The sequence below is a fragment of the Methylocystis parvus OBBP genome (assembly GCF_027571405.1).
Taxonomy (GTDB): domain Bacteria; phylum Pseudomonadota; class Alphaproteobacteria; order Rhizobiales; family Beijerinckiaceae; genus Methylocystis; species Methylocystis parva.
In genome coordinates this window covers 424,595-449,789 of record NZ_CP092968.1, presented here as the reverse complement: position 1 = coordinate 449,789, position 25,195 = coordinate 424,595, and the positions used below count along the sequence as shown (strand labels likewise).

Below are 25,195 nucleotides of genomic sequence, written 5' to 3'. Positions count from 1 at the left end.
GCGCCGGCCCAAGCGGTGAAAAATCGCCGTCCGGCGAAAACGACAAGCTCTTGTTCACGTCAAAACCGGTCATTACACTTTTGGCGATGATGACCGAATCGCTGCTCCCGTCCCGCTTCGCCCGGCGCGCCGCCGCCTTTGTCGGCCTGCCGCTCGCCTGCGTCCTTTCCCTCGCGCTCGCCGGCGCGCCGGCCTCTGTCTTCGCCAAGGACAAGGCGTCGACCGCCAAGGACAGTTCAAAGCCCCCGGCTGACGAAGCCGCCGCGCCGGACGAAGCCGGCGACAAGAAGGGCAAGAAGAACGGCAAAGGCGACAAGGCGGATAAAAGCGACAGCAAGGGCGGTTCCGGCAAGCCGGAGCAGCTTGCGACCTTCGGCGATTGGGGCGCCTATCTCGCGCAGTCCGGCAAGGACAAGACCTGCTACGCGCTCGGCCAGCCGAAGAGCCGCGAGCCCAAAGCCAAGCTGAAAGACACGTCGGCCTATGTCTTTATCTCCTCGCGTCCGGGCGACAATGTGCGCAATGAGGTCGCGATCAATCTCGGCTACGGCACCAAGGACGGCTCCGCCGCCACGGCGCAGATCGACGGCGACGATTGGGACCTCATCACCAAGGGCCAGAACGCCTGGGTCAAGGATCAGACCAAAGAGCGCGAATTCGTCGGCGCCCTGCGCGGCGGCTCGAAGCTCGTAGTGAAAGCCGCTTCGGCCAAGGGCACCTCTACGACGGATTCATATACGCTGAAGGGCTTGTCGGACGCGCTCGCCCGAGTCGCGCAGGAGTGCAAGTAAGGCTGGCTTTCAGCGAGAACCGCCCCCACCCTCCCCCGGAAAGGTCACGCCGCAGGCGCGGGGCGGGGCGCCGCCGTCGCGATGCGACTGCCCATCGCCGCCAACGCCTAAACCTTACCGCAACTTCTCCAAAGTTTAACGCCCCCGAGCCTCCGCCCGCCCTTGGCGCCTTTCACGGTCTTCCCCATATTTCCAAGCGCCGCGCCTTTTGGGCCGGTTCCTATGGGGAGAGACTGATGTCACCGGAAGAACGTCAACTGCTCGTCGGGCTGTTCGAGCGCACGAAGAGCGCCGCCGCCGGTCCGCGCGACCAGGAGGCGGAAACTTTCATCGCCGAACAGGTCAAGCAGCAGCCGGCCGCGCCTTATCTTCTGGCGCAGACGGTCATTGTGCAGGAGCAGGCCTTGCAGGGCGCCAACACCCGAATTCAGGAGCTGGAAGCGCAGGTGAAGGATCTGCAGTCGAAGCCCGCGGGCGGTTTTCTCGGGGGCCTGTTCGGCGGCGGCCAGCGCCAGGCCCCGCCTCCGCCGCGTCGTCCCATGCCGGGCGCCGTCCCCCAGGGCGGACCGTGGGGCGGCCAGAATCCGGCCGCCGGCGGATACGCGCCGCAGGGCTGGGGTCAGCAGCAGGCGCCGGATAGCGGCGGATTCCTGAAGGGCGCGCTTGGCGCGGCCGCGGGCGTCGCGGGCGGCGTGCTGCTCGCCGACGGCATTCGCAGCCTTTTCTCCCACGGCCCCGGCTATGGCGGGATGGCTAATCTGGGCATCGGCTCCGGCTTCACGCCGACAAGCGAAACGACCGTCATCAACAACTATTACGGCGATGAGCCGGGCGGCGGTCAGTGGGGCGGTCAGGACGCCGGTTACGACCAGGGCTATGACGATGCGGCGGGCGCGCAGGACGCCGACTACAGCAACGACCCCGGCTTCGACGACGGGGGCGGCTTTGACGATGGCGGCGACGGCGGCTTCGACGTTTAACGTCCGCTGATGCGAAAACGAGCCCGCCGGGAAACCGGCGGGTTTCGCCATTATAGAGAAGTGCGCCAACGCACAAACTTACGGCGCGTCCAGTCCTACACCTCGTTTCGTTCGCAAGACGAACCAACGACGAAGGGACCTGGACCATGAACCGTAACGACGCCAACCGCCGCAAATTCGCTTCGCGCCCGCTGCGCGCCGCCGTCGCCGTGAAAATCGCCTTTGCGATCATGGCCGCCAATGTGAGCTTCGCCGCGGCCAAGGCCGTCTTCCACAAGACGGACGCCAATGTCCCGGCGGTCGCCGCCAGCGTCTCGACGGTGAAGCCCTTCATTCTCCCGGTCATGGACAAGGCCGAAGCCGCTCCGGAAGCCGTCGCGCAGAGGATCGAAGTCGCCGCTCTCCAGGGCTGCCGCGAAATCGTGACCCAGACCGACGAAGGCTACGGCGTGCGCGGCTCGGTGACCCGCACGGTCTGCCGCAAGGCTCTGTGAGGGCGCGACGCCCTCACATTCCTCCCAGACAGACATATTTCAGTTCAAGATAGTCATCGATCCCATATCGCGAGCCCTCGCGCCCGAGGCCGGACTGTTTCACGCCGCCAAAGGGCGCGGCCTCTGACGTGATGATGCTTTCATTCACGCCGACCATGCCGAATTCGAGCCTCTCCGCGACGCGGAATATGCGCGCTACGTCGCTGGCGTAGAAATAAGCGGCGAGCCCGTAGGGCGTGGCGTTGGCGAGCCGGATCGCCTCCGCCTCCGTCTCGAAGGAGATGACCGGCGCGACAGGGCCGAAAGTCTCCTCGCGGAAGATGAGCGCGTCCGCCGGAACGTCGGCGAGAACGGTCGGCTCGAAAAACAGGCCGCCCAAAGCATGGCGCGCGCCGCCCGTGAGCACCTTGGCCCCATGCGCGACGGCGTCGGAGATGTGACGCTCGACCTTCTCGACCGCCGCCGCCTCGATCATCGGCCCAACGGCGACGCTCTCGTCAAAGCCGACGCCGACTTTCAGCGCGCTCGCCGCTTCGGCGAGCTTGCGCGAGAAAGCGTCCACGACGCTCCTTTGCACGAGGAATCGGTTGGCGGAGATGCAGGTCTGGCCGCAGTTTCGATATTTCGTCGCAACGGCGCCCTTCACCGCGCGCTCGAGGTCGGCGTCTTCAAAGACGATGAGCGGCGCGTTTCCGCCAAGCTCCATGGAGCATTTCTGCACATTGTCCGCAGCCTGGCGCAGCAGGATTTTCCCCACCTCGGTCGAGCCCGTGAAGGTCAGCTTGCGCACGGCCGGATGATGCGTGAGCTCCTGACCGACGGGCGCGGGGTCGAGGGCGGTGACGACATTGAGAACCCCGGCGGGAACGCCGGCGCGCTCGGCCAGCTCGGCAAGCGCCAGAGCCGAGAAGGGCGTCAATTCGGCGGGCTTCACCACCATTGTGCAACCCGCGCCGAGCGCCGCGGCCACCTTGCGCGCCAGCATCGCCGAGGGAAAATTCCACGGCGTGATCGCCGCGGCGACGCCGATCGCCTGTTTGAGCACGAGGATTCGCCGGTCCATTGCGGGCCCCGGGACGATGTCGCCATAGACGCGGCGGCCCTCATCCGCGAACCAGTCGATGTAAGAAGCGCCATAGGCGATCTCGGCGCGCGCCTCAAAAAGCGGCTTGCCCTGCTCCGCGGTGATGATCCGCGCGAGACGCTCCTGCTCGGCCATGATCGACTCGAACCAGCGGCGCATGATCTGCGCGCGCTCCTTCGCCGGCCGGTCGCGCCAGGCGGGCAAGGCCTTTTCCGCCGCCTCGATCGCCCGCCGCGTCTCGACGGCGCCCATATCGGGGACGGTCCCGAGCGCGTCGCCGGTCGCAGGATCGACGACAGGAAAAGTCGCGCCGCTATCGGCCGCAACCCAAGCGCCGCCAATGAGCGCGCGCTCGACGAGAGAGAGGTCGTTGATATTCATGGTCGATTAACCCCTTGCGCGATGCGCTCTGCGGCTCGAATGCGATGCTCCCGCTGAAAAAGCGCGCCAGGCTGCGCAACATTGCGGCCGCGCCAGACTTATAGACCGTGCCAATGAAGTAGCGCCGCTTTTTCAACCGAAAAACAAATTGTCGTAAACCAACCGGGTAAAACGCTCACGCTTGCACGCATTAGCGGCGAATGCGTTAATCAAGTTGCCTTAAACAGCGCCGTTAATTCCAACTTCTACTGGTAATTGATCCTTGACGCCGAACGGACAGAAGACGGTCGCCATCGTGCAGACGCAGGCCGAAAATGCGGGCGCGCAGGAAATCGCGCGACAGCTCGCACAAGGCTTTGAAAAGCATGGCTGGCGCACGCGGCAGATTTTCTATTTCCGGCGAACCGAGAGTTTCGACCACGATCCGAACGTATTCTTCTGCGCGAAGGAGCGACCGTCCAGCCCGATCGGCGTGCTCAAGATGCTTGGCGAGCTATACAAGGAATTCAGCCGGGAGAAGCCGGACGTCGTGGTGACGCTACAGCATTACGGCAATGTCATCGCGGCGCCGGTCGCGAGACTGGCCGGCAAGCCCGTTCTCATCGCCAATCAGCTGACGCCCTCGGATTTGATACCGCGGCCCGTCGCCTTCGCCGACAAAATCTTGGGCAGTATCGGAGTTTACGACCATATCGTCGTTAATTCGGCGCAGACGGAGTCGGATTATCGCGGCTACCCCAACCGGTACGCCAGGCGCGTCAAACGCATAGATCACGGTTTCTTCGACAAATCGGCTCCGATCGGCAAGGGCGAGGCTCGCGCCAAACTCGGGCTTCCGCAGGATGTCGTCTTGCTGGGCTGCGCCGCGCGGCTTCACCCCACGAAGCAAATTGATCTCGCGATCCGCATTCTCTCCGAGAACAAAGATCAGCATCTCGCTCTCGCTGGACAAGGCAAGGAGCGCGCCGCGCTCGACGCTCTCGTCGCGTCCCTGGGCGTCGCTGATCGCGTGCACTTCCTGGGAGAGTTGGACACGACCGGAATGGGCGTCTTTCTCTCGGCGCTCGATTGCTTCGTATTTCCGAGCGCAATGGAGACATTTGGCCTCGCTCCCGTCGAGGCTGCGCAGGCGGGTCTACCCGTCGTCGTCAACGATATTGAGGTTTTGCGCGAGGTTCTCGCCGTGGGCGGGGAGCCAAGCGCTCTCTTCGCCGATGCGCGCGACACGCCGGCTTTCGCCGGTTCCGTTCGACGCATTTTGCAGGACGCTTCCCTGCAAGAGCGACTGACGAACGCCGGACGACGCCTGGCCGAGCGCTATCCGCTCGACGCCATGATCGAAGACTATATCCGTCTTACGGAGAAACCCCCTGCATGACCTATCGACGCATCGTCATTGCGGTATTGTCCGCGCGTTTCATGCGCTGGCAGGAACGGCTCCGCCTGTCGCTGACGAAACAGTGGCCCGAGACGGAAGTCATATTCCGTTTCGAACCCGGCGACGATGCGCAGAGCGAAACAGTCACGCAGCTTTTGACCTTGGAGCGTATGCTGCTGAGACGCAGCAAGCCCACGCTTTGCGACCGTATCGACAAATCGGCGTCGACAGCCACGCTGGAAACGAACGCCGACGTCGTCATCGATCTCGTTGGCGACATCTCCGCAACGACGGCCGCGCGCGTCTTGCGCCCGCTATATGATGGCCATACGTCAGATCAGGCCGCCGTCGACGCGATCCTGTCCGGCGCCGCGCCCACGCTCGCTGTCGAAGACGGCGCTACTGGCGCCGTAATAGTTGAAGGCGTCCCGTCTTTCGAGGCGGCCGATGGGCTCACGGGCGGCCTCGAGGCGGTCTATTCCCGCATCTGCTTTCTGATCGAAAAGGCCCTCGCCGATCCTGACGCGCAAGCAGCCGACCACGCGAAGAAATGCGACAGGACAAAGGCCCGGCCCGCCGCCTTTTTCCTGCGCAATATCGCATTCCGCGGTCTGCGCGAAATTTATCGGCTTTGCACGCGCTCGCCCCATTGGCGCGTCGGATGGCGGCATGTCCAGGGGCCCGGCGTCATCGAAACCGGATCGCTAACCGGGCCGGCCTGGCGCGTGATGCCGGACCAGGAAGTCGCCTTCTCGGCCGACCCCTTTCCGATCGAATGGCGCGGCAAGAAAGGCGTTTTCTTCGAGCTTCTCGACTATCGCCGGGACCTTGGCGAGATTTTCTTCCAGCCTTTCGACGATTCGGGCCCGGTTGGCGCTCCAGTCCGCTCGATTCAGGAACGCTGGCACCTCTCCTACCCCTTTCTCATTGAGGAAGGGGGCGAACTCTATATGGTTCCGGAAGCCTCGACCTCCGGGGCGATCACGCTTTATCGCTGCATGGAATTTCCGGCGACATGGGAGCCGGTGGCGAATCTGGTGGAGAACATCGAAGCCGCCGACGCGACGATTTTTCGCCACAACGGCCGCTATTGGATGACGTCGGTCATCCGCGACGGTTACGGCGGCTATTCCGACGTATTGGCTATCCATCATGCGCCAAGCCTCTTCGGCCCATGGGAGAGGCACGGGAACTCGCCCGTTCTTATCGATCCGCGTTATGCGCGTCCCGCCGGAGCCGTCGTTTCGCACAATGGCGCGTTGCTGCGGCCGGTGCAGGATTGCAGCCGCGGTTATGGAAAAAATCTCGCCATCATGCGCATAGACGCGCTGGACCCGGAGACGTTCCGCCAGTCTCAGGTGAGCTATCTTTCGCCCGGAGGCCGCTGGCCGGGCGACCGGCTGCATACGATCAATCGTTTTGGCGATCTCGAATGTATCGACGGAGCAGTGTTCACGCCAAGACCGATGTCGATCCGCCGCGCTCTTCACGAACGGATCGACCAACGCCTCGAAGATCCCGGCGCGCCTCTACTGGCGAATTGAGCCAAGCCCGTCAGGCGACGCGGCCGCGCAGCAGATCCCGCGCCTCCGTCCAGCGTTGAGACACTTCGCGCGGGAAGCCCAAAAGCAGCGTCGCAGCATAGATCGCGCCCCCGAGCGCGATCAATGCGAGCAAGAGAGGCCAGCCGGTCAGCGGCGCGAGCGCATTCGACTGCAGCAACCAGGCGACCGCGAGGCCCATCCCGCCCGCCGCAAGGAGCGCGGGCCGCATGGCGACCCATGTCGTCGAGAACGACACGTCGACGCTGTCGCGCATCATCCACAGGCTGACGCCTGTCATAGCGGAAGCGCGGACGACCTGCGCCCAGGCGACCGCCATGACGCCGAGCGGGCTCATCGTCGCCGTAAGCAAAATGCTGAGGACGACATGGATCAGGCTCTGCGTCGTGAGACGGCGCGTATTGTTGGTTGCGGTCATCATGGGGACGAAAAAAGGATTGGGCGTGCCGGCGATCGCGATCAGACTCAGCGCCTGAACGAGCGGGGCCGAAGGCGCCCATTGCTCGCCAAAAACAAGCGGCATCGCGAGCGGCGCAATCGCCGCAAGGCCGAAGAAGATCGGGAAGATTGTAAGCGCCGCGATTTCCACCATGCGCGAATAGGCTGCGACAAGACGACCGGAATCGTCCCGAACGCGGCTGAAGGTGACGAGTGAGACGTTCGATAACGGGCTCACGCAGACATGCAGCACGAGTTCGAAGCATCTCCACGCCGTTCGTAGATATCCGAGCATGGTCGGACCGAGGAACAGGCCGACCAGCACATCCATGAGCTTTGAATTCAACATCAAAACGAGATTGGCGCTGGTCACTTCCATGCCTATGCGCAAAAGGCCGCGGAGCTCGCCGCCTGAGGCGAAGGCCGGCGCCCGCGGCCGCCACCGCTCCTTTCGCCAGAGCAGGACGCTTTGAATGATGACGGAAGCGAGCTTCTGAAACACGAGCGCGAGGACGCCATAGCCCAAAAGAGCGGCGATGACGCCGACCACTCCGCCAGCGGAAACGCCCGCAAGCGTGCTGCGCGCTATGGCGTCATGGCCAAATTCCCGTTGCAGCCGCGCTTCCGGAACGGCCGCCCCGTTCAAAAGAAGACACACGGGCGAGAGCCAGCGCAATGCATGCGCCAGCTCGGGATGGCCGAACGCGCCTGCGAGCGTATCGGCGCCGAAATAGAGCGCCAGAGTCGCTGCGAGGCCAACGACTTGCAGGAACCAGAAAATATGATTTTGAAGTTCGTCCGAAACGCTCTCTCTCTGCACGCTGGCCTCGACCAGACCGCCGCGCCCGAGCACCGCGAAAGCGTCGACGAAGACCATGGCGAGCGCCATAAGCCCGAACGCCGAGGGCTCGAGAAGCCGCGCCGTATAGACGAAAAAGATAAAGTTCAGGATCTGCTGCCCCAGATTGGAGAACAAATTCCACAAACTGCTCTTGGCGGTAAGGCGCGCGACGCTCACGTTGGGACATACCTCTGATCAGGAAGCATGGCGCGCAGGCGCCAGCGAATGCCGCGAAGGATCATGATGAAGATCAACGGGTGTCGGAGTAATGTCGCCAACATCGAGCGATACTGTTTGTTTCTGCGCTGATCCTTGAAAATTACCGCGGATTTATACTCTTCGATGAAATAGGCGCGAATTCGGATCGCGACCTTCTCGGTCGTCGAGAGCCGCGCGGCGTAACGGTCCATGATCGAGTTGCTGCCGATGAGGAGGAGGTCATAATTCGTCAGGGTCCGCGACGACTCGGATCTGTTCCCGTCGACTTCGCTCGTCGTGAGCGTATAGACATAATAGGGCTGAGGTATGCGCCAGGCGCGCGCGCCCAGCGCCAGAAGCTCCGCGAAAAAGACGAAGTCTTCGCCATAGCGGAGCGGCCGGTATTGCACGCCGGACTGCGCCACAAGCGACGCGCGGAAGATCGGTTTGAGCGTTCCAAGGTCGAAGCCGCTAGCGGATAGGCTCTTTAGGTAGAATTCCGTCAGACTGATCCGTTTCGCTCTTCCGCTTCGCGGCAATCCCGAACGCACGATCGCGCCCAGGGACGGATCTCTCAGCCATTGATTGTCGGCCAATATATCGGCCTCGAGTCGCTCCGCCGCAGCGATCATCTCGCTCAAGCGCGCGGGCAAATAGACGTCGTCGGCGTCGAGCAGCGCGATCCATTCGCCCGTCGCGACAGCGAAGCCGGCGTTGCGGGCCGCGCTTGGCCCGCTGTTGACGTCGAGAGCGAGCACTCGAACGCGAAAATCAGACGCCGCAATCCGCCGGGCGAGTTCAAGCGTCCCATCGGTCGAGGCGTCGTCGACGATGATCGCCTCCCATTGAGAAAGAGTCTGAGCCTGTAACGACGCAATCGCCGCGCCCAGGAAAGCCGCCGCATTATACGCCGGTATGATAACGCTGACGACGACCGACGACACGCCACGCTCCAGACTTTGCGCTAGACGGCATTTGAATCCAATTTTCAGTTAGCTCAGCTCTCACGGCTCCGCCACAAAGACGCGATCAAGTGGTTACCGAACGACTCAATGCTGAGGCAAATGTCTGGAGAGGCGGTTAAGGCGCGGCCATTAAAACGCCAATGTCAGTGACGCGCCGACGCCGGTCGCTCTTAACGCATTGTTAGTCACGATCGGCGAAGATGAAAGGCGCATCCATTATAGGGCCGAAAAAGTGGTTCGATCCGCTTGGGCGGAAGCGCCGAGAGGTCTCGGCGGTCTGGAAGTATGGCCGCAACTCCTTCAGGCGTTCGCGACAGCGATAATCGTTACGGTCGCGCCGATCGCGCTGCATTTTGTCTCGCAGCCGATCGCGATCGTCTTTTGCGCGTTCGGCGCTTTGTTCGTTTCGCGCTTCATGCCGCGCGACGTGCCGGTCGTCGTCCTCATCTCCAATATATTTCAGAACACCGTCGCAGCGCTTTTCTCCTATAGTGTCGAGGAATATGCCGACATTGAGGTGCTCAAGAGCTACAGCTTTCTAACAACAGCCGTCTGCTGGCTTTATATGGCGATCAGCTTCGCGCACAAGCCATCGGCCTACTCGCCCTTCGTCAGGAAGTTGATCTACGCGTCTGTCGGACTTCTCGCGATCGTCGGCGTCTATTTCGTCCTCGGCCTTGCGGTCAATCCGCGCAACGCTACGGTCTATCTGAGAAATATCGGTCTGCCGATCTTCCTGTTTCAAATGTTCCTGCTGCTCGGGGCGAAGCAGCAGATCGATTTGCCAAAAATCTTGCTGGTTATTTTGCTGGCGGTCGGATTTTGCGGCTATTTTGAGCTTTTCTCGCTCGACGGCTGGCTCACTGTCACCAATGGCTGGCGCTATCTGACGCTCTTCACGGCCAAGCGCCTCGTCAATGTCGACGACATCCGCAAGGCCGCCGAAGGCGGTATGGTGATTACAAGCGTCCTCGATTACTCGAAATCGGATCTGTTCAACACCCCGCTGACAAGTTCGCTTGGATTGCATGTGCAGCGTCTGCAGGGACCGGGCTTTAACACGATCAGCTTCGCCTACATGCTTTCGAGTCTCATCGCGCTGCTGGCGATCCATAGGCGCGGCCTTCTGGCGCTGCTCGCCATGCCGCTCCTCCTCGCGACAAGCGCAAAGGGTCCGCTCATCTTCACCGTTCTGTGCGTCGGCTTCTATTACGTCGCGAGAAGAAGCTCGACGAACCTTCCCGTCAAAGGTCTTGCGCTCTTCCTGATCGCCTACGCCATCCTGGTGATCAAGATCGGCTCGGGCACGGGCGACTTCCACGTTCTTGGGCTGCTTGGCGGGTTGAACGGTTTTCTCAAAATGCCGATCGGGCATACGCTGGGCGATGGCGGCAATCTTTCGATCGTGGATTTTGGTTCGCTCAAATGGGAGGAGTTCCAGGCGGCCGGCGCAGCTAATGTCGCGGTCGAAAGCGCGTTCGGCGTTCTGCTTTATCAGCTCGGCGTTGCGGCCGCCGCCTGGTTCGCTTTCTATTTCTGGGTCGCGGCGGTCGCGTGGCGTCTCTACAAGCAAACGCGCGCGCCTGCCCTCTCCTTCGTCACGAGCGGCATTTTGGCGTCTGTGACGAACGGCCTCTTCCAGGAGGAAGCCTATTTCGTGCCCTTTTCTCTTGCTTTCGTCATGGGCTATTGCGGCTTGATCCTTGGCGCGACGGACCGCGCGGTGCTGATACGGTTCGCGCGCTCGGAGATGAGCCCCGCCGCTCAGCCGCCGAGCAACGCCTGGACGACGCCGCGGTCGATCGTGCGGTCGTCGTTGAGAAGGCCAAAGCTCGTCGAATAATCCCAATGCGCCCAGCCGAAGCCATGTCGCTCGGCGGCGGCGCGCACCGCGGCGATCCAGGCCCGCCGGTCAGCGCGTTTGGCCTTCCAGCGCAGCACGCCAAATTCGTTAACGATGACGGGCGCGCCATGTGTCTCGCTCCATGCGGCGAGGCCCGCCAGTTGCGCCTCGATCGATGCAGCCGTCCAGGCGACGGCGGCGGTCTCCTTGAGGATGCGTTCGACTTCCTGATCGCCTCTTCGGCCCGCCTCCGTCGCGAGTCGGAGCAGCGTCGCGTCGCCCGCTTCGGTTGGAAAGGGAATGTCGGACATACGCGCCCAGGCGCTGCCTTTGTCCCAAACGGCGTTCTGATGAGTGAAGGCCATGGGGTCGTAGTAGTGGAAGGCGTAAACGATGTTCCGGTCGGCGAACGGAATCCATGAAGCCAGGTTTTCGTGCCGCTGATAGGGAGCCGGACCGACGATGATCCCGTTTTTTGGCAATTGGCTACGCACGACGTTGGCGAGCTTCTCCGAAAAAGGACGCCAGTCGTCGTCCGTGGTCGGCGGTTCGTTCAAAAGCTCCACCCAAATGCGGTCGTCGGGCCAGCGCGACAAATGCCTGGCGAGAACTGGCCAATTCGCGAGCAAAGCGCCATGCGCCGCCTTGGCGTCCCGGCGGTAGAGATTCTGGAAATCGCTATCGGGGTGCATGTCGACGCTGACGGAGTAGTCCATGGACAGGAGCATCTCAAGCGCCCGCGACAGGTCGTCCATAGCGCTGGAAATGGTCGCCGGCCCCGAGAAGGAAGGCAGAAGATACTCCGTTACGACGGGAAGGCGGATATGGGTCAAGCCCATCTGGCGCAAAGTCTTTAGAGTCGACGCGTCCGGGAGCTGATCGGCGCGGAGCGGAACCTGATCCGGCAGATTGAATCCGCTGCGCAAAGCGTGGGGGATCGCGCCCTTGCGCAAGGCGTCCCCAGCCCATGCGGGCGCCAGGCTCGCGGCGGACAGACCCAGCAATGCTTCACGTCTGGTAAACGTCGCCGCCATTGGAGTTACTTAAGGTTAATGCTTTGCATGCTTTATTGTAGCCGTCCTCGCGACGGGAATCCAAGGTCCGTGCGTCTTCGGCACTCGAAAGCGTCATGAAAAAGCAAGGCTACAACGCCTATACGAGCTATATGGAGACGCGCCGCTCGAACGAGTTCGGCGCGATTGATCTGTGGCGCGATGCGCCGGTGAATTTCAGCCTTGGCGGAATTGAGCTGTTTTTCCGCCGCAACTGGCTGCCGATCCTTGCGACCTGGCTCGGCGTCTCGGCGGTTCTCTTCGGGGCTTCGCTCTTTCTCTTCAAGAAATACACCGCCACCGCGGTCGTGCTGGTCGATCCGCGCACCGCGAAAGTCACGCGGGCGGGCGGCGTCATTTCGAATATCGGTTCCGACGCCATCGCGATCGAGAGCCTCGTGCAGGCCACGCGCACCGACGGTTTCCTCGGCGCCATGGTCGACGACCTCGCTCTGACCAAGGACCCCTATTTCGCCGGCAAGGGCGATACGGATGAGAAGCTTCGTCTGTCGACCATCGAGAAGCTCGCCTCCAAACTCAACATCGCGCGGCGCGGCACAACCTATGTCATCGACGTGACGGCGACGACCTCCAGCCCCGAGGAGAGCGCGCGCATCGCCAACGCGGCGGCCAAGAAAATCCTCGCCGAACAGACGTCGCTTCGCAGCGGAACGAGCGCCAAGACCGCGCAGGAAATCGAAAGCCGGCTTGCGGAACTACGCGGTCGCGTCAATCGCGCCGAGGAAGCCGCCGCGGAATTGAAGGCGCGGTTGAAAGTGACGGCTGCGGGCGAAGGCACGACGCTGCTCGAACGCCGTGTGCAGGAACTCAATGCGCAGTTCGTCACCGCCAGCGCCCACACGGCTGAAACGCGGGCGCGCTATGAGCAACTGCGCAAAGCCGGGGCCAGCGCTGGCGACAGCCTGCCGCCTTCCGCTCAGTCTCCCGTCTTCAGCGCCCTGCGCTCGGATTACGCCCGCCTCTCGCGACAATCAGCGGATCAGGCCACGGTGCTCGGCCCGCGCCACCCGGAAGTCGTCAGCCTCAACGCGCAGATCGCCGACATCCGCCGCCAGATCAAGGCGGAGATGGCGCGCATGATGTCGACGGCGCGCACGGAATTTCTGGAGGCGCAACAGCGCGAGGAGGAACTGGGCCGTGAGCTCAGGGCGACGCAGACGGAGAGCGGCGAACTCGGCCCGCAACTCGTGAAGCTCACGGAGCTCGAGCGCGAGGCCAAGGCGGAGCGCGACGTCTACGAAGAATTGCTGAACCGCCAGCGCGAACTCAGTCAGGTCAAGGACCTCGAGCCGAGCGACATCCGAATCGTCTCGGTCGCCACCCCGCCGTCGAAGCCGTCGCCGCCGCGCAGCATTCTCGCGGTCGGCAGCGCGGCGCTCGGCCTCCTTGCGGGATTGGGCTACGCCATCGTCCGCGAATGGCGCCAGAAAACCCTGCGCACGGCTTCCCAGGCCGAGCGTCTGGGAGACGTCGAACTTTACGGCTTTCTTCCTATCGTCACGCAGGCCGAGTCGGCCGACGATCCCGGGCTGGTGCCGGACCTCACGCCGTGGCTCACCGAGCTTTGCGCCGAAATCGCGCCGGCCGGCGCAAGCGACGAAGGCATTGTCATCCTCGTTTCGTCCACGCATCGCGGCGAAGGCCGCTCGACGCTCTCGGTCAATCTCGCCGCCTATCTCGCCGAGGGCGGGGACCGCGTTCTTCTCGTGGAAGCCGACCGGGCGGCGCATGTGAAGACGGCGCCCTTCGGACTGCTCGACGTGCTCGAAAGCGGCGAAGATCTCACAAGCGCTCTCATCGAGCAGGCGGCGGACGGCTATACGCTGCTGCCCTATGGCGGTCAGACTCTCACGCGCCACAGCTCAATTGGCGGCCTCATGAGCGGCATGACGCTTCGCGCCACGCTGAAGCTGGCGCGCAAATGGTTCGACGTCATCGTCATTGACGGCCCGCCCGCCCTTCACGCGCCCCAGGCGCGCTTCCTCGCGGCGCAGGCGGACCATACGGTGTTTCTCGTGGAATGGGACAAGACGAGCGCCGATGACGCGAACGCCGCGCTGGACCGCCTCGATCTGAACGACGCCGCCATTTTGTACAACAAGGCCGACGCCGCAAAGCTGCGCCTTTACGACCCCGAGCAATCCGAACAGATGACCGCCCTGTCGATCGCCGCCTGAGCGCGGCCGGACCGGGCGGAAGCCGGGGCTTCGCGCAAAGGGGGCGGCCGGAAGGACTCGCGCACAACCCACTGGCGGCCTCGCCAAAATCCGACATAATTCAGGTAGAATCAAAGGCCGCGCGACGCGCCGTCTCCCTCCCCTGCCCGAGGTCGATTTGGCTGATTTTCCATTCGCCTACCCGCTGTCCCGCCGCAAATTGCTCCGCGCCGGCGCGCTCGGCGCGGCCGCGGCTTTCCCGCCGCGCGCCTTCGCCAAAGGAAACCCGAAGACCTCCGCCGCCGAAGCCGCGCCCGCTCCCGGCGAGATTGAGAGCCACGGACTTTCGACCTTCGGCGATCTCGCGGAGTCCGCAGACTTCAAATATTTCGGCTATGTGAACCCGAACGCGCCGAAGGGCGGAACGCTGGCGCTGTCGCCCGCCAGCCCGACCTACGACACTTTCAACGCCTATGTGCTGCGTGGAAATCCGGCGACCGGCATGTCCCTGGTCTTCGACTCGCTGATGACGCAGAGCCTGGACGAGCGCGACGCCTATTATGGGCTTGTGGCCAGGAAGGTGCGCATTTCGCCCGACAAGCTGACCTACGCGTTCCTGCTGAGAAAGGAAGCGCGCTTCCACGACGGGACGCCGCTCACGGCGCAGGACGCGGCCTTTTCGCTGAATATTCTCAAAGACAAGGGCCATCCCGTCATCAGCCAGATGCTGCGCGACGTGGTGAGCGCGACGGCCGAAGGCGACGACGTTCTCGTCGTGAAATTCGCCGCCGGCCGCACGCGCGATCTGCCGCTCAATGTCGCGAACCAGCCGATCTTCTCCAGGGCCTATTACAAGGACCGCGATTTCGAAGCGACGACGCTGGAGCCGCCGCTGGGCTCGGGCGCCTACAAGGTCGGCCAATTCGAACAGGGCCGCTTCACCGCCTTCAACCGCGTGCCGGACTATTGGGCGAAGGACCTGCCCGTCGCGAAAGGCCAGAACAATTTCGACGTCGTGCGCTTCGAATATTTCGGCGACAGCCAGGTGGCGTTCGAGGCTTTCAAAGCGGGCGCTTTCACGGAGCGCGAGGAAAACATCGCGCGCGTCTGGTCGACCGGCTACGACTTCCCCGCCTTCAAAGACGGGCGTGTGAAGCGCACGACGGTTCCCAATAACAGCATCCCGAACATTCAAGGCTGGATGTTCAATACGCGCCGCAAGAAATTCGCCGACCCCCGCATGCGCGAGGCGATCGGCTACGCCTTCGATTACGAGTGGACGAGCCGTAATCTGATGTATGACGCCTATAAGCGGATCTCGTCCTATTTCGAAAATTCCGAGCTCGCGGCGACGGGCCTGCCAAGCGACGCCGAGAAGGCGCTGCTCGAGCCCTTCCGCGACAAGTTGCCGGCGGAAGTCTTTGGCGAGCCCTTCATGTCGCCGGTTTCCGACGGCTCGGGACAGGATCGCGCTTTGCTCAAAAAGGCGGCCGAACTCTTCGCCGCCGCCGGCTGCACGCGCAAGGACGGCGTGCTGCTGTCGCCGGACGGAACGCCGCTGGAATTCGAATTCCTCGACAACTCCAACGTCTTCGAACGCCACACGCAGCCCTTCATCAAGAACCTGAAACTGCTCGGCGTCACCGCGAAGATCCGCATCGTCGACGCTGCGCAATACAAGAAGCGGCTCGAGGATTTCGACTTCGACATCGTTCACGACGTCATGCTGATGTCGTGGAATCCCGGCGAAGAGCTGCGCGCTTATTTCAGCTCCAAAACCGCCAATGTGAACGGCGCGCGCAATCTCGCCGGCGTATCGAATCCGGCTGTCGACGCGCTCGTCGACAAGGCGCAACAGGCGGAGACCCGCGAGGAGCTGGTCGCCTGCTGCCGCGCGCTCGACCGCGCCCTGCGCTCGCAGCGCTACTGGATTCCACATTGGTACAATCCGGTGCACCGCCTCGCCTATTGGGATCTCTTCGACAAGCCGGAACGCGCGCCGAAATTCGACCCCGGCGTGCTTTCGACCTGGTGGTGGAACGAAGAGAAGGCGAAGAAAATCAACTTCACGGGACGCTGACATGGTCTTTCGGCGCGTCCCGACGGCTGTCATTCCCGCAAAAGCGGAAATCCAGCGCCATCGCAAAGGCCGCGGTCGCCGCCCCTGGATTCCCGGTCCGACCTTCGGACCGCCAGGAATGATGTCTGGAGAGGAGTGAATGGGCGCCTATATCGCACGCCGCGTGCTGCTGATGATTCCGACGATCCTCGGCATCATGCTCATCTCCTTCGTCATCGTGCAGTTCGCGCCGGGCGGCCCTGTCGAACGCATCATCGCTCAGCTTCAGGGCTTCGACGTCGGCGCGACCGGACGTTTTTCGGGCGGCGGCGGCGATGTCGGCCAGGGCGGCGCCTCGCAGGCGGGTCCGATGGCGGCGGAGAGCGCCTCCAAATATCGCGGCGCCCAGGGCCTCGATCCGAAATTCATTGCGGAGCTCGAAAAGCAGTTCGGTTTCGACAAGCCGGCGTGGGAGCGTTTTCTTCTGATGGTGAAGAATTACGCGATGTTCGATTTTGGCCGCAGCTATTTCCGCGACGAAAGCGTCATCAAGCTCATCGGCGAAAAACTTCCCGTCTCCATGTCGCTCGGCCTATGGATGACGCTGCTCTCCTATTCGATTTCCATCCCCCTCGGCATCGCAAAGGCCGTGCGCGACGGAACGAGATTCGACACATGGACGTCTAATCTCATCATCGTCGGCTATGCGATTCCAAGCTTCCTCTTCGCGATGCTGCTGATCGTGCTCTTCGCCGGCGGCTCCTTCTGGCAGATCTTCCCGCTTCGCGGCCTGACCTCGGACGATTTCGACCGACTCACGCTGTTCGGCAAAATGAAGGACTATCTTTGGCACATCGTGCTGCCGGTGAGCGCCATGACGCTCGGCGCCTTCGCAACACAGACCTTCCTGACAAAGAATTCCTTCCTGGACGAAATCCGCAAGCAATATGTGCAGACGGCGCGGATGAAGGGGCTTACCGAGAACCGCGTTCTCTACGGCCATGTCTTCCGAAATGCGATGCTCATCGTCATCGCCGGCTTTCCAGGCGCCTTCGTCCACGCCTTCCTGACCGGATCGGTGCTGATCGAGACCATTTTCTCGCTGGACGGCCTCGGCTATCTCTCTTTCGAGAGCATCGTCAATCGCGATTATCCGGTGGTCTTCGCGAATCTCTATATTTTCGCGCTTTTGGGCCTGGTGGTGAATTTGATCTCCGACCTCACATACACATGGATCGATCCGCGGATCGATTTCGAGACGCGCGAGGTCTGACATGAGCGCAACGACCGACAGCGAGACGCGTCTGGCGCCGCCCGTTATCCGCGACGGACTGCTGCGCCTTTCGCCCCTCGACCAGCGACGCCTCGCCAATTTCAAAGCGAACAAACGCGGCTACTGGTCCTTCTGGATCTTCATGACCCTCTTCGTCATGTCGCTCCTGTCCAACATACTGGCGAACGACAAGCCGATCCTCGCCTGGTACAAGGGCCAGCTTCTCTTTCCGGTCTTCGTGACATATCCGGAAGAGAAATTCGGCGGCTTCCTCGCCCGCACCGACTATCGCGATCCGGTGATCGCGAACGAGATCGCGGCGCATGGCTGGATGCTCTGGCCGCCTATCCGCTATTCCTACGATACTCATAATCTCGAACTGCCGACACCCGCGCCCTCGCCGCCCACCTGGATGCTGACGCAGAAGCAATGCGCGATCGCCGCCGCCAAGGGGCTGCGTCCCGGCGAGTCCAATCGCGGCTGCGCGGCGCTGGAGTATAACTGGCTCGGCACGGACGATCAGGGCCGCGACGTCGTCGCGCGCCTGCTCTATGGATTTCGCATATCGGTGCTGTTCGGCCTCATCCTCGCGACCGTCTCCTCCATCGTCGGCGTCGCCGCAGGCGCGATACAGGGCTATTTCGGCGGGCGGGTCGACCTTGTCTTTCAGCGCTTCATCGAAGTCTGGTCGTCTCTCCCGCAGCTTTACCTGCTCATCATCATCTCGTCATTCCTGACGCCCGGCTTCTTCGTGCTACTCGGCATCCTGCTGCTCTTCTCCTGGGTGTCGCTCGTTCACGTCGTGCGCGCGGAGTTCCTGCGCGCGCGCAACTTCGAATACGTCAACGCGGCCCGCGCCCTGGGCCTCACCAATTTCCGCATCATCTGGAAGCATTTGCTGCCCAATGCGACGGTGGCGACCCTGACTTTCCTGCCCTTTATCCTGAACTCGTCGATCACGACCCTGACCGCCCTGGACTTTCTGGGCTTCGGCCTGCCGCCCGGCTCGCCCTCGCTCGGCGAACTGCTTCTTCAGGGCAAATCCAATCTCCAGGCTCCCTGGCTGGGCCTCGCCGGCTTCGCCATCATCGCGCTCATGCTGTCGCTGCTCGTCTTCATCGGCGAGGCCGTGCGCGACGCCTTCGATCCGAGAAAGAATTTCCGGTGACGAACGCACGAACCAGGCGCATCGTTTACAAGCACTATCCGGCGGCGAGGCCGCCGGAAGATCTGCGCGAAGGCATCCCCTTGAATTCATTGGTCATGATCACGATCGAACGGAAGGAAGGCGCTTCCGCGACGGCGCCGGAAAGGCCGGGCTCCGTCCCGGCCACGAAATCGAATGATCGAGAGGGATAATGACCTCCTCCCCCCTCCTCGACGTCCGCGACCTTTCCGTCTCCTTCCTGCAGGGCGGGCGGGAGACCGTCGCCGTCGATCGCGTTTCCTTCTCCGTCGAGCGCGGCAAGACGCTCGCCCTCGTCGGCGAATCCGGCTCCGGCAAATCGATCAGCGCGCTCTCGATCGTCCGCCTGCTGCCGCCGGGCGCCATAGCGACTGGCCAGGCGCTCTTTGGCGGCCAGGACATGTTGAAGGTGAGCGAGAGCGAGCTGCGCGCCATTCGCGGCGCGCGCATCACCATGGTCTTTCAGGAGCCCATGACCTCCCTCAATCCGTTGCACACGATCGAGCGGCAGATCGCGGAGATCCTCGAGCTTCACGGCATGCGCGGCCAGGAGGCGACGCGCAAGCGCGTTGTCGAACTCCTCACCGAAGTCGGCATACCGAACCCGGAGGCGCGTCTCGGCGCCTATCCGCACCAGCTCTCCGGCGGCCAGCGTCAGCGCGTCATGATCGCCATGTCGCTCGCCAACAAGCCCGATTTGCTGATCGCCGACGAGCCGACTACGGCGCTCGACGTCACCGTGCAGGCGCAAATTATCGCGCTGCTGGAGCGGCTCCAGCAGACCTACGGCATGGCAATCCTGTTCATCACGCATGACCTCAATCTCGTGCGCCGTTTCGCCGACACTGTCTGCGTGATGCAGAAGGGACGCGTGGTGGAGAGCGGAGAAGTGCAGACCGTCTTCACCGCGCCGAGCCACCCCTATACGAAGGCGCTTCTCACCGCTGAGCCCAAGGGCGCGCCCGTCGTCGAGGAGGCGGATGCGCCTGTCGTCATTTCGGCGGACGATCTTCGCGTGTGGTTCCCCATCAAGCGCGGCTTCATGCGACGCACCGTCGACTATATCAAAGCCGTCGATGGCGTCAGCGTCACCGTCCGCGCCGGCGGGACGGTCGGCGTCGTCGGGGAATCCGGCTCGGGCAAGACGACGCTCGCCCTCGCCATGTTGCGCATGATCCGTTCGGACGGCCCCATCGTCTTTCTCGGTTCGCGCATCGACGGCAAGAGCGTCGCTCAGATGCGTCCGCTTCGGCGCGACATGCAAATTGTGTTTCAGGACCCCTATGGTTCGCTTTCGCCGCGAATGTCCGTGGCCGAGATCGTCGCCGAAGGCCTCACCGTACAGCGTCCGGAACTCGGTCTCGACGAGCAGCGCGAGATCGTCGCGCGCGCATTGAAGGAGACGGGGCTCGATCCGGCGACGATGGATCGCTATCCGCATGAATTCTCGGGCGGCCAGCGTCAGCGCATCGCCATCGCCCGCGCAATGGTGCTCGAACCGAAATTCGTCGTGCTGGACGAGCCGACATCGGCGCTCGACATGTCGGTGCAGGCGCAGATCATCGACCTGCTGCGCGACCTCCAGCGGCGGCGCGCTTTGGCTTATCTCTTCATTAGCCACGACTTACGCGTGGTCAAAGCCTTGGCGGGCGAGCTTATTGTCATGCGGCACGGAAAAGTAGTAGAGACTGGCCCTGCGGCAAAAGTTTTCTCTCAGCCTGAAAATGACTATACGAAAGCGCTTTTTGCCGCCGCTTTTCGGAATCAATCAGAATTGACTGAAGAAAATTCGCGTGTCGGCAAAATGGTTTAGACATTATGCACGCTTGATCGCAGCTATAGTGGCTGCAAGGTTTGGGAAATTTCCCAGCATGATTCGCCCGATCTTCAGAGGATGAAATGACAACGCCCGCCGAGGAAGCAGCCGCTATCATCCAGTCGCGTTGCGAGATCGGCGCGATCGATACGGCATTCATTCTCGGCAGAGTGTTTTTCGGCGTCGCCGATCTCGGTGAACGCGTCGCGACGATCCCATATGCCGAATTGCCGGGTTTCCCGGTCGGATCGGGCGTGGAGGACGGCGAGCTCATCGTTTCGATGATCGACGGTTTGCCCACGGTCATCCTCAAGGGAAGTTCGACGTTCCATGAAACGGGCGACCCGAGCCTGATGGCCTCGGCGCTCGAGACTCTCACCCTGCTCGGCGTTCGCTATGTCCTGTGCACCGGCCTCGTTCTCTCCGTGCAAGCGGATCTCGTGCCGAGCAGCATCGTCCTCGTGACGGATCACATCAATTTTACGGGCCTCAACCCCCTCATCGGCGCGCCGGCCGGCGGCAAGGCGATGATCAACATGAACGAGGCCTATGACAAACGGCTTCTGCGACGCATCAAAACCGCCGCTGCGACGGCTGGCGTCGCGGTTCACGAAGGCGTGATGATGTGGTTCTCCGGCCCGAGCTTCGAGACGCCGGCAGAAGCAAAGGTTGCGCGGCAACTTGGCGCCGACATTCTCGGCTGGACGATCATCCCCGAAGCCATCCTTGCGCGTCGTTACGGCCTGCTTTTCTCGGGCATCGCCGTCGTCACCGATTTCGGCGCCGGCTTTTCAAACGGCAATCCGAGCGCCGATTTGACGCGCGGCTCCGCCGTCGCGGGCATCGTCGCCACGAAACGGCTTCTGCGGTCCTTCGTCAAAATACGCTGAGTCCGATCAACGCTCGCGGTTCGCCTCGCGCGCCGGATCGCGGAAGGCGAGCATCGTCGCCTCGATCGTCTGCACGATTTCGCCTGCGCCGTTCAACGTCGCCGCTTTGAAAGTGACGAAGCCGCGATCCGGTTGTGAGCGCGAAGCGCGCAGTTTCGTGATCTCGCCCTCGATGTGCAGGCGATCTCCCGGCCGCACCGGACGCTTCCAGGAAAGATGCGCGTCCATGCCGACGACGCCGCCAGCGAATGTCATGCCGCAGCCTTCCAACAAGGCGCGCAGCGTCAGGGCGCCAGTTTGCCATCCGCTCGCGATCAGGCCGCCGAAAATGCTTTCTTTCGCGGCCTCCGGGTCGACGTGAAAAAACTGAGGGTCGTTGTCGCGCGAAAAGCGGATCAGGCCCTCTTCGGTCATGTCGAATGGCTCCGACTTGAAACGCAGGCCTGTGTGAAGGTCTTCGAAATAGACGGTCCTCGACATCGCGCCGTTCAGCCTTCCAAGCGCTTCACCGAGGTGATGTCGCCCGCGCCCGCCGACAAATTGCGCGCCCGAACGAGCTCCAGCGGCTCGCTGGAGACGAGCATATGCGCGCCGTTTGCGTGCAGCAGCGTGGTTGCGTCGCGCATGATTCCCACATGACCTTTCCAGAAGATCAGATCGCCTCGCTGAAGCGGGGCGCTCAGCTCGACGCGCCGGCCGAGTTGCGCCTCCTGCATGTCGCTGTCGCGCGGCGCCTCGGCGCCAGTCGAAGCCAGCGAAATCTGCACCAGCCCGGAACAATCGACGCCGATCCAGGATTTGCCGCCCCATAAATAAGGCGCGCCGATCAGCGTCTCGGCGACGGCGACGAAGTCGCTCGCCGGCTTGTCGAGCGGCGCGAGATGGGGGCGCCAGACAAAACCGAGATCGCGCATGACGAAGAAGTTGTCGCGCTCCTCGACGATCTCCACTTCCGCGCTGAGCGGCAGCGCAAGCAGGGGCGGCTGTTTGATGCTCGCCGCGGGATAGACGAAAGTGCGCGGCACGCAGACGCGATGCGTCGGCGAACGCAATTCGCTCCACAGGGCGTTGGCCGCAATCCAGCCGACATAGCCGTCGCGGCCGAGTTGCGACCAGGCCCAGCCTTCGATCTCGTCATAGACCGTCACGCGCTCGCCATAGAGAGCCTGCGTGTCGATCGGGCAATCGGGACGGGGTTCGCGACGCATGTCGATCACGCCGTCTTTCACCTCCATCACCGCGCCTTCGACATATTGATCGGCCGCGACGCGGCCTTTCAGATAAGCGGCCGCAAGGTCGGGCCGCGCGGGCGTGAGCCGCCGGTCGAATGTCTCGCTCAATCTTTTAAGCCTTCCCGCGCAGCGCGCGATCTTCGATGAGTTGATAAAGCAGACGCGCGCTCTGCACCTCGCCGCCCTCGGGCCGCCCAGGCCTGGTCGAGGGGTTCCAGCAATAGACGTCGAAATGCGCCCAGCGCGTCGGATCGCTCACGAACCGGCGCAGAAAGAGCGCGGCGACGATGGAGCCCGAAAAACCGCCGCTCGTGACGCTGACGAGATCGGAAATCTTGCCGTCGAGCCCGTTGTCGTAATTGTCCCAGAGCGGCAGGCGCCAGACGGGATCGTTCACGGCGCGGCCATGCGCGGCGATCTCCTCGGCGAGCGCGTCATCGCCCGTAAAAAAGGGCGGCAACTCCGGCCCGAGCGCCACGCGCGCGGCGCCGGTCAGCGTCGCGAAGTTGAACAGGAGATCGGGCTGATCCTCGCTCGCATAGGCAAGCGCGTCGGCGAGGATCAGGCGCCCTTCCGCATCGGTATTGCCGATCTCGACCGTCAACCCCTTACGGCTGCGATAAATGTCGCCGGTGCGGAACGCGTTCGACGAAATCGAATTTTCGACGATCGGCAGCAATACGCGCAGCCGCACGGGAACGCGGCCATCCATCAGCATGGCGGCGAGCGCGAGAGTCGTCGCCGCGCCGCCCATATCCTTCTTCATGAGCGCCATGGCGGAGGACGGTTTGATATCGAGACCGCCCGTGTCGTAGCAGACGCCCTTGCCGACCAACGTCACCTTCAGCCCGTCCTCGGGGCCGTGCGTGAACTCCACGAGCCGGGGCGCCTGCGCGGAGGCGCGGCCAACGGCGTGAATCAGCGGGAAATTCTCGGCGAGCAGGGCGTCGCCGACAATCACGCGCGACTGCGCGCCATGTTTCGCGGCGAGCGCCAGAGCCGCTTCGGCCAAAGCCTCCGGCCCCATATCATTCGCCGGCGTGTTGACGAGATCGCGCCCCAGGGCGACGGCGGCGGCGATGCGCTCGACGCGGGCGCGATCTATTTCCTGCGGCGCGCAAAGACGGGGCTTCTCACTCTTTGGCGCGGCGTAGCGGGAGAAGGAGTAGCTCGCGAGCAGGAAAGCGAGCGCCGACGTCGTGGGATCCGCGACGCCGTCGCCGAAGCGATAGAGCCCCGGCGGCAAGGACGCCAGTTTCCCGGCGAGAAAACGGTCGCGTTTCTTGGCGTCGGGCTCTTCGACGCCGAAAAAGACGCGCGGCGGGGCGCCGTCGAGCGCCGGGACGATAAGCTGGCTGCCCGGCTTGCCCTCGAAGCCAGTGGCCTCGGCGAGAGCGGCCGCGACCGCGGGCAGACTTTCCTTCACCTGCGGCCAACGGCCCTTATCCACGAAATCAATCGCAGTCGCCTCCGCGGACCAATCCTCGAGCTTCATCGTCATCGGCGCTTTTAGCCTTTGTTAAGCATCCATTAGGGTTAACGCTTTATTGCTCGGCTCTGAAGTCATTTCACCCAGATCGGAACAGATTCGCTGTGACCAGGGCGCTCCCTTCCCTCCCCAAACAGCCCCTCCTCGCGATTGCGTTGACCGTGCTGACGGGCCTTTCGGGCTGCAACAGCAAACCCGCAATAACCGATTTTACCGCTTCGTTCGGCGGTTCTTCGACGGCCTTGCCGACGGATGAAGGCCAGTTGCGCCGCTTCGCCGAGGATTGGGGCCAGCGCTATGACCGCAACCCGAAGGACAAGGCCACCGCTCTGACCTACGCCAAAGCTTTGCAAGCGCTCGACCAGAATCAGCAGGCGGTCGCCGTGCTGCAGGGACTCGCGATCAGTTATCCCGAGGATATGAAGGTCCTCGGCGCCTATGGCAAGGCGCTGGCCGATGGCGGCAACGTGATGCAGGCCGCGGAGGTGCTGCGCAAGGCGCATACGCCCGAGCGCCCGGATTGGTCGATTCTCTCGACGCAGGGCTCGCTCGCCGACCGCCTCGGCGACCACGACGCCGCACGCGGCTATTATGAGCAGGCGCTCAAAATCCGCCCCAACGAGCCCACGGTGCTCTCGAATCTCGGCCTCTCATACGCGCTCGCCAAGAACCTGCCGCGCGCGGAAGAGACGCTTCGCCTCGCTGCGAACCAGCCGACCGCCGATATGCGCGTGCGCCAGAATTTGGCGCTCGTGCTCGCCTTGCAGGGCAAATTCCCCGAGGCGGAGGAATGGTCCCGCCGCGATCTCGCGCCGATCGACGCCGCGCAGAACGTCGCCTCCATCCGCCAGATGATCTCGCAGTCGGACACCTGGCGCGACATTCAAACGACGCCGGCGAAGCGCAGCGCTTCTCGCTAAGCTTTCCGCACCATAGGCCGACTCTCCGACAACCGAAGCGAGGCGCCGCTCGGCGGCCGAGGGCCCCTTGCGCGGCGGCGCATGGCGCGACAACGAAGACGTCTCGCCCTTTCTTTGGACAGTTTGTAAGTTTTTTAGGCGTCAGG

General features: G+C 63.0%; 21 protein-coding genes. 14 read left to right on the top strand and 7 right to left on the bottom strand.

Annotated elements, in window-relative coordinates; translation table 11 throughout:
- The first annotated feature begins 89 nt into the window (after positions 1–89).
- The 3 genes from MMG94_RS02140 to MMG94_RS02130 all read left to right on the top strand — a co-directional run bounded on the left by MMG94_RS02140 (position 90) and on the right by MMG94_RS02130 (position 2,265).
- Positions 90–791: an invasion associated locus B family protein gene (locus tag MMG94_RS02140; RefSeq protein ID WP_016919250.1), complete on the top strand. Its 702-nt coding sequence runs from the start codon at positions 90–92 to the stop codon at positions 789–791.
- A 236-nt stretch (positions 792–1,027) separates the two neighbouring features.
- Positions 1,028–1,771 carry a DUF2076 domain-containing protein gene (locus tag MMG94_RS02135; RefSeq protein WP_016919251.1) on the top strand — a complete coding sequence of 248 codons (744 nt, stop codon included), beginning with the start codon at positions 1,028–1,030 and terminating at the stop codon, positions 1,769–1,771.
- A 146-nt stretch (positions 1,772–1,917) separates the two neighbouring features.
- On the top strand, positions 1,918–2,265 hold the full coding sequence (locus MMG94_RS02130; RefSeq protein ID WP_016919252.1) for a hypothetical protein: 348 nt from the start codon (positions 1,918–1,920) through the stop codon (positions 2,263–2,265).
- Positions 2,266–2,278: 13 nt separating this feature from the next.
- On the opposite strand, the gene MMG94_RS02125 is transcribed toward MMG94_RS02130, so the two are convergent.
- The gene (locus tag MMG94_RS02125) at positions 2,279–3,730 is read right to left on the bottom strand and encodes an NAD-dependent succinate-semialdehyde dehydrogenase (RefSeq protein ID WP_016919253.1); all 1,452 of its coding nucleotides are present in this window, start codon (positions 3,728–3,730) and stop codon (positions 2,279–2,281) included.
- 262 nt (positions 3,731–3,992) lie between these two features.
- On the opposite strand from MMG94_RS02125, the gene MMG94_RS02120 reads away from it, so the two are divergent.
- Both MMG94_RS02120 and MMG94_RS02115 read left to right on the top strand, forming a co-directional pair.
- Positions 3,993–5,108, top strand: coding sequence for a glycosyltransferase family 4 protein (locus MMG94_RS02120; protein ID WP_016919254.1), 1,116 nt, complete (start codon positions 3,993–3,995; stop codon positions 5,106–5,108).
- Positions 5,105–6,652, top strand: a complete 1,548-nt coding sequence (locus MMG94_RS02115) for a glucosamine inositolphosphorylceramide transferase family protein (protein ID WP_016919255.1) — start codon at positions 5,105–5,107, stop codon at positions 6,650–6,652. Before MMG94_RS02120 ends, MMG94_RS02115 begins: the two co-directional genes overlap by 4 nt.
- A 10-nt stretch (positions 6,653–6,662) precedes the next feature.
- Here MMG94_RS02115 and MMG94_RS02110 read toward each other — a convergent pair whose 3' ends face one another.
- Together MMG94_RS02110 and MMG94_RS02105 are read right to left on the bottom strand one after the other, a co-directional pair.
- Positions 6,663–8,093 (bottom strand): lipopolysaccharide biosynthesis protein, encoded by a 1,431-nt coding sequence (locus MMG94_RS02110; protein WP_162129670.1) that lies wholly within the window; start codon positions 8,091–8,093, stop codon positions 6,663–6,665.
- A 29-nt stretch (positions 8,094–8,122) separates the two neighbouring features.
- Positions 8,123–9,091, bottom strand: a complete 969-nt coding sequence (locus MMG94_RS02105) for a glycosyltransferase family 2 protein (protein WP_016919257.1) — start codon at positions 9,089–9,091, stop codon at positions 8,123–8,125.
- A 253-nt stretch (positions 9,092–9,344) separates the two neighbouring features.
- On the opposite strand from MMG94_RS02105, the gene MMG94_RS02100 reads away from it, so the two are divergent.
- Positions 9,345–10,955, top strand: a complete 1,611-nt coding sequence (locus MMG94_RS02100) for a hypothetical protein (RefSeq protein WP_154420077.1) — start codon at positions 9,345–9,347, stop codon at positions 10,953–10,955.
- On the opposite strand, the gene MMG94_RS02095 is transcribed toward MMG94_RS02100, so the two are convergent.
- Entirely contained in the window at positions 10,877–11,989 is a 1,113-nt protein-coding gene (locus tag MMG94_RS02095) for a glycoside hydrolase family 5 protein (protein ID WP_081495622.1), read from the bottom strand. The genes MMG94_RS02100 and MMG94_RS02095 overlap by 79 nt on opposite strands.
- A gap of 95 nt (positions 11,990–12,084) precedes the next feature.
- On the opposite strand from MMG94_RS02095, the gene MMG94_RS02090 reads away from it, so the two are divergent.
- From MMG94_RS02090 to MMG94_RS02060, 7 genes are all read left to right on the top strand, one after another.
- Positions 12,085–14,205: a GumC family protein gene (locus tag MMG94_RS02090; protein WP_016919260.1), complete on the top strand. Its 2,121-nt coding sequence runs from the start codon at positions 12,085–12,087 to the stop codon at positions 14,203–14,205.
- A 157-nt stretch (positions 14,206–14,362) separates the two neighbouring features.
- Positions 14,363–16,264 (top strand): extracellular solute-binding protein, encoded by a 1,902-nt coding sequence (locus tag MMG94_RS02085; protein WP_016919261.1) that lies wholly within the window; start codon positions 14,363–14,365, stop codon positions 16,262–16,264.
- Positions 16,265–16,403: 139 nt separating this feature from the next.
- Positions 16,404–17,516: a microcin C ABC transporter permease YejB gene (locus tag MMG94_RS02080; RefSeq protein WP_016919262.1), complete on the top strand. Its 1,113-nt coding sequence runs from the start codon at positions 16,404–16,406 to the stop codon at positions 17,514–17,516.
- A 1-nt stretch (position 17,517) separates the two neighbouring features.
- On the top strand, positions 17,518–18,684 hold the full coding sequence (locus MMG94_RS02075; protein ID WP_016919263.1) for an ABC transporter permease: 1,167 nt from the start codon (positions 17,518–17,520) through the stop codon (positions 18,682–18,684).
- Positions 18,681–18,875 carry a hypothetical protein gene (locus MMG94_RS02070; RefSeq protein WP_016919264.1) on the top strand — a complete coding sequence of 65 codons (195 nt, stop codon included), beginning with the start codon at positions 18,681–18,683 and terminating at the stop codon, positions 18,873–18,875. Before MMG94_RS02075 ends, MMG94_RS02070 begins: the two co-directional genes overlap by 4 nt.
- The gene (locus MMG94_RS02065; RefSeq protein WP_016919265.1) at positions 18,875–20,515 is read left to right on the top strand and encodes an ABC transporter ATP-binding protein; all 1,641 of its coding nucleotides are present in this window, start codon (positions 18,875–18,877) and stop codon (positions 20,513–20,515) included. Before MMG94_RS02070 ends, MMG94_RS02065 begins: the two co-directional genes overlap by 1 nt.
- An 86-nt stretch (positions 20,516–20,601) precedes the next feature.
- Positions 20,602–21,408 (top strand): phosphorylase family protein, encoded by an 807-nt coding sequence (locus tag MMG94_RS02060; protein WP_016919266.1) that lies wholly within the window; start codon positions 20,602–20,604, stop codon positions 21,406–21,408.
- A 6-nt stretch (positions 21,409–21,414) separates the two neighbouring features.
- On the opposite strand, the gene MMG94_RS02055 is transcribed toward MMG94_RS02060, so the two are convergent.
- From MMG94_RS02055 to MMG94_RS02045, 3 genes are read right to left on the bottom strand one after another with little or no spacing between them, the layout of a single operon-like run.
- Entirely contained in the window at positions 21,415–21,888 is a 474-nt protein-coding gene (locus MMG94_RS02055) for a MaoC/PaaZ C-terminal domain-containing protein (RefSeq protein WP_016919267.1), read from the bottom strand.
- A gap of 8 nt (positions 21,889–21,896) precedes the next feature.
- Positions 21,897–22,748, bottom strand: a complete 852-nt coding sequence (locus MMG94_RS02050; protein WP_016919268.1) for a C40 family peptidase — start codon at positions 22,746–22,748, stop codon at positions 21,897–21,899.
- A 4-nt stretch (positions 22,749–22,752) separates the two neighbouring features.
- Positions 22,753–24,135, bottom strand: coding sequence for a leucyl aminopeptidase family protein (locus MMG94_RS02045; protein ID WP_154420312.1), 1,383 nt, complete (start codon positions 24,133–24,135; stop codon positions 22,753–22,755).
- A 98-nt stretch (positions 24,136–24,233) separates the two neighbouring features.
- Here MMG94_RS02045 and MMG94_RS02040 point away from each other — a divergent pair, with 98 nt between their 5' ends.
- Entirely contained in the window at positions 24,234–25,049 is an 816-nt protein-coding gene (locus tag MMG94_RS02040; RefSeq protein WP_244415268.1) for a tetratricopeptide repeat protein, read from the top strand.
- The last annotated feature ends 146 nt before the right edge of the window (positions 25,050–25,195 follow it).

Coding starts and splice junctions, on each gene's coding strand:
- MMG94_RS02055 (WP_016919267.1), bottom strand. CDS start 21,888: ATGTCGAGGACCGTCTATTTCGAAGACCTTCACACAGGCCTGCGTTTC.
- MMG94_RS02095 (WP_081495622.1), bottom strand. CDS start 11,989: ATGGCGGCGACGTTTACCAGACGTGAAGCATTGCTGGGTCTGTCCGCC.
- MMG94_RS02140 (WP_016919250.1), top strand. CDS start 90: ATGACCGAATCGCTGCTCCCGTCCCGCTTCGCCCGGCGCGCCGCCGCC.
- MMG94_RS02045 (WP_154420312.1), bottom strand. CDS start 24,135: ATGAAGCTCGAGGATTGGTCCGCGGAGGCGACTGCGATTGATTTCGTG.
- MMG94_RS02115 (WP_016919255.1), top strand. CDS start 5,105: ATGACCTATCGACGCATCGTCATTGCGGTATTGTCCGCGCGTTTCATG.
- MMG94_RS02060 (WP_016919266.1), top strand. CDS start 20,602: ATGACAACGCCCGCCGAGGAAGCAGCCGCTATCATCCAGTCGCGTTGC.
- MMG94_RS02075 (WP_016919263.1), top strand. CDS start 17,518: ATGAGCGCAACGACCGACAGCGAGACGCGTCTGGCGCCGCCCGTTATC.
- MMG94_RS02065 (WP_016919265.1), top strand. CDS start 18,875: ATGACCTCCTCCCCCCTCCTCGACGTCCGCGACCTTTCCGTCTCCTTC.
- MMG94_RS02090 (WP_016919260.1), top strand. CDS start 12,085: ATGAAAAAGCAAGGCTACAACGCCTATACGAGCTATATGGAGACGCGC.
- MMG94_RS02080 (WP_016919262.1), top strand. CDS start 16,404: ATGGGCGCCTATATCGCACGCCGCGTGCTGCTGATGATTCCGACGATC.
- MMG94_RS02130 (WP_016919252.1), top strand. CDS start 1,918: ATGAACCGTAACGACGCCAACCGCCGCAAATTCGCTTCGCGCCCGCTG.
- MMG94_RS02125 (WP_016919253.1), bottom strand. CDS start 3,730: ATGAATATCAACGACCTCTCTCTCGTCGAGCGCGCGCTCATTGGCGGC.
- MMG94_RS02135 (WP_016919251.1), top strand. CDS start 1,028: ATGTCACCGGAAGAACGTCAACTGCTCGTCGGGCTGTTCGAGCGCACG.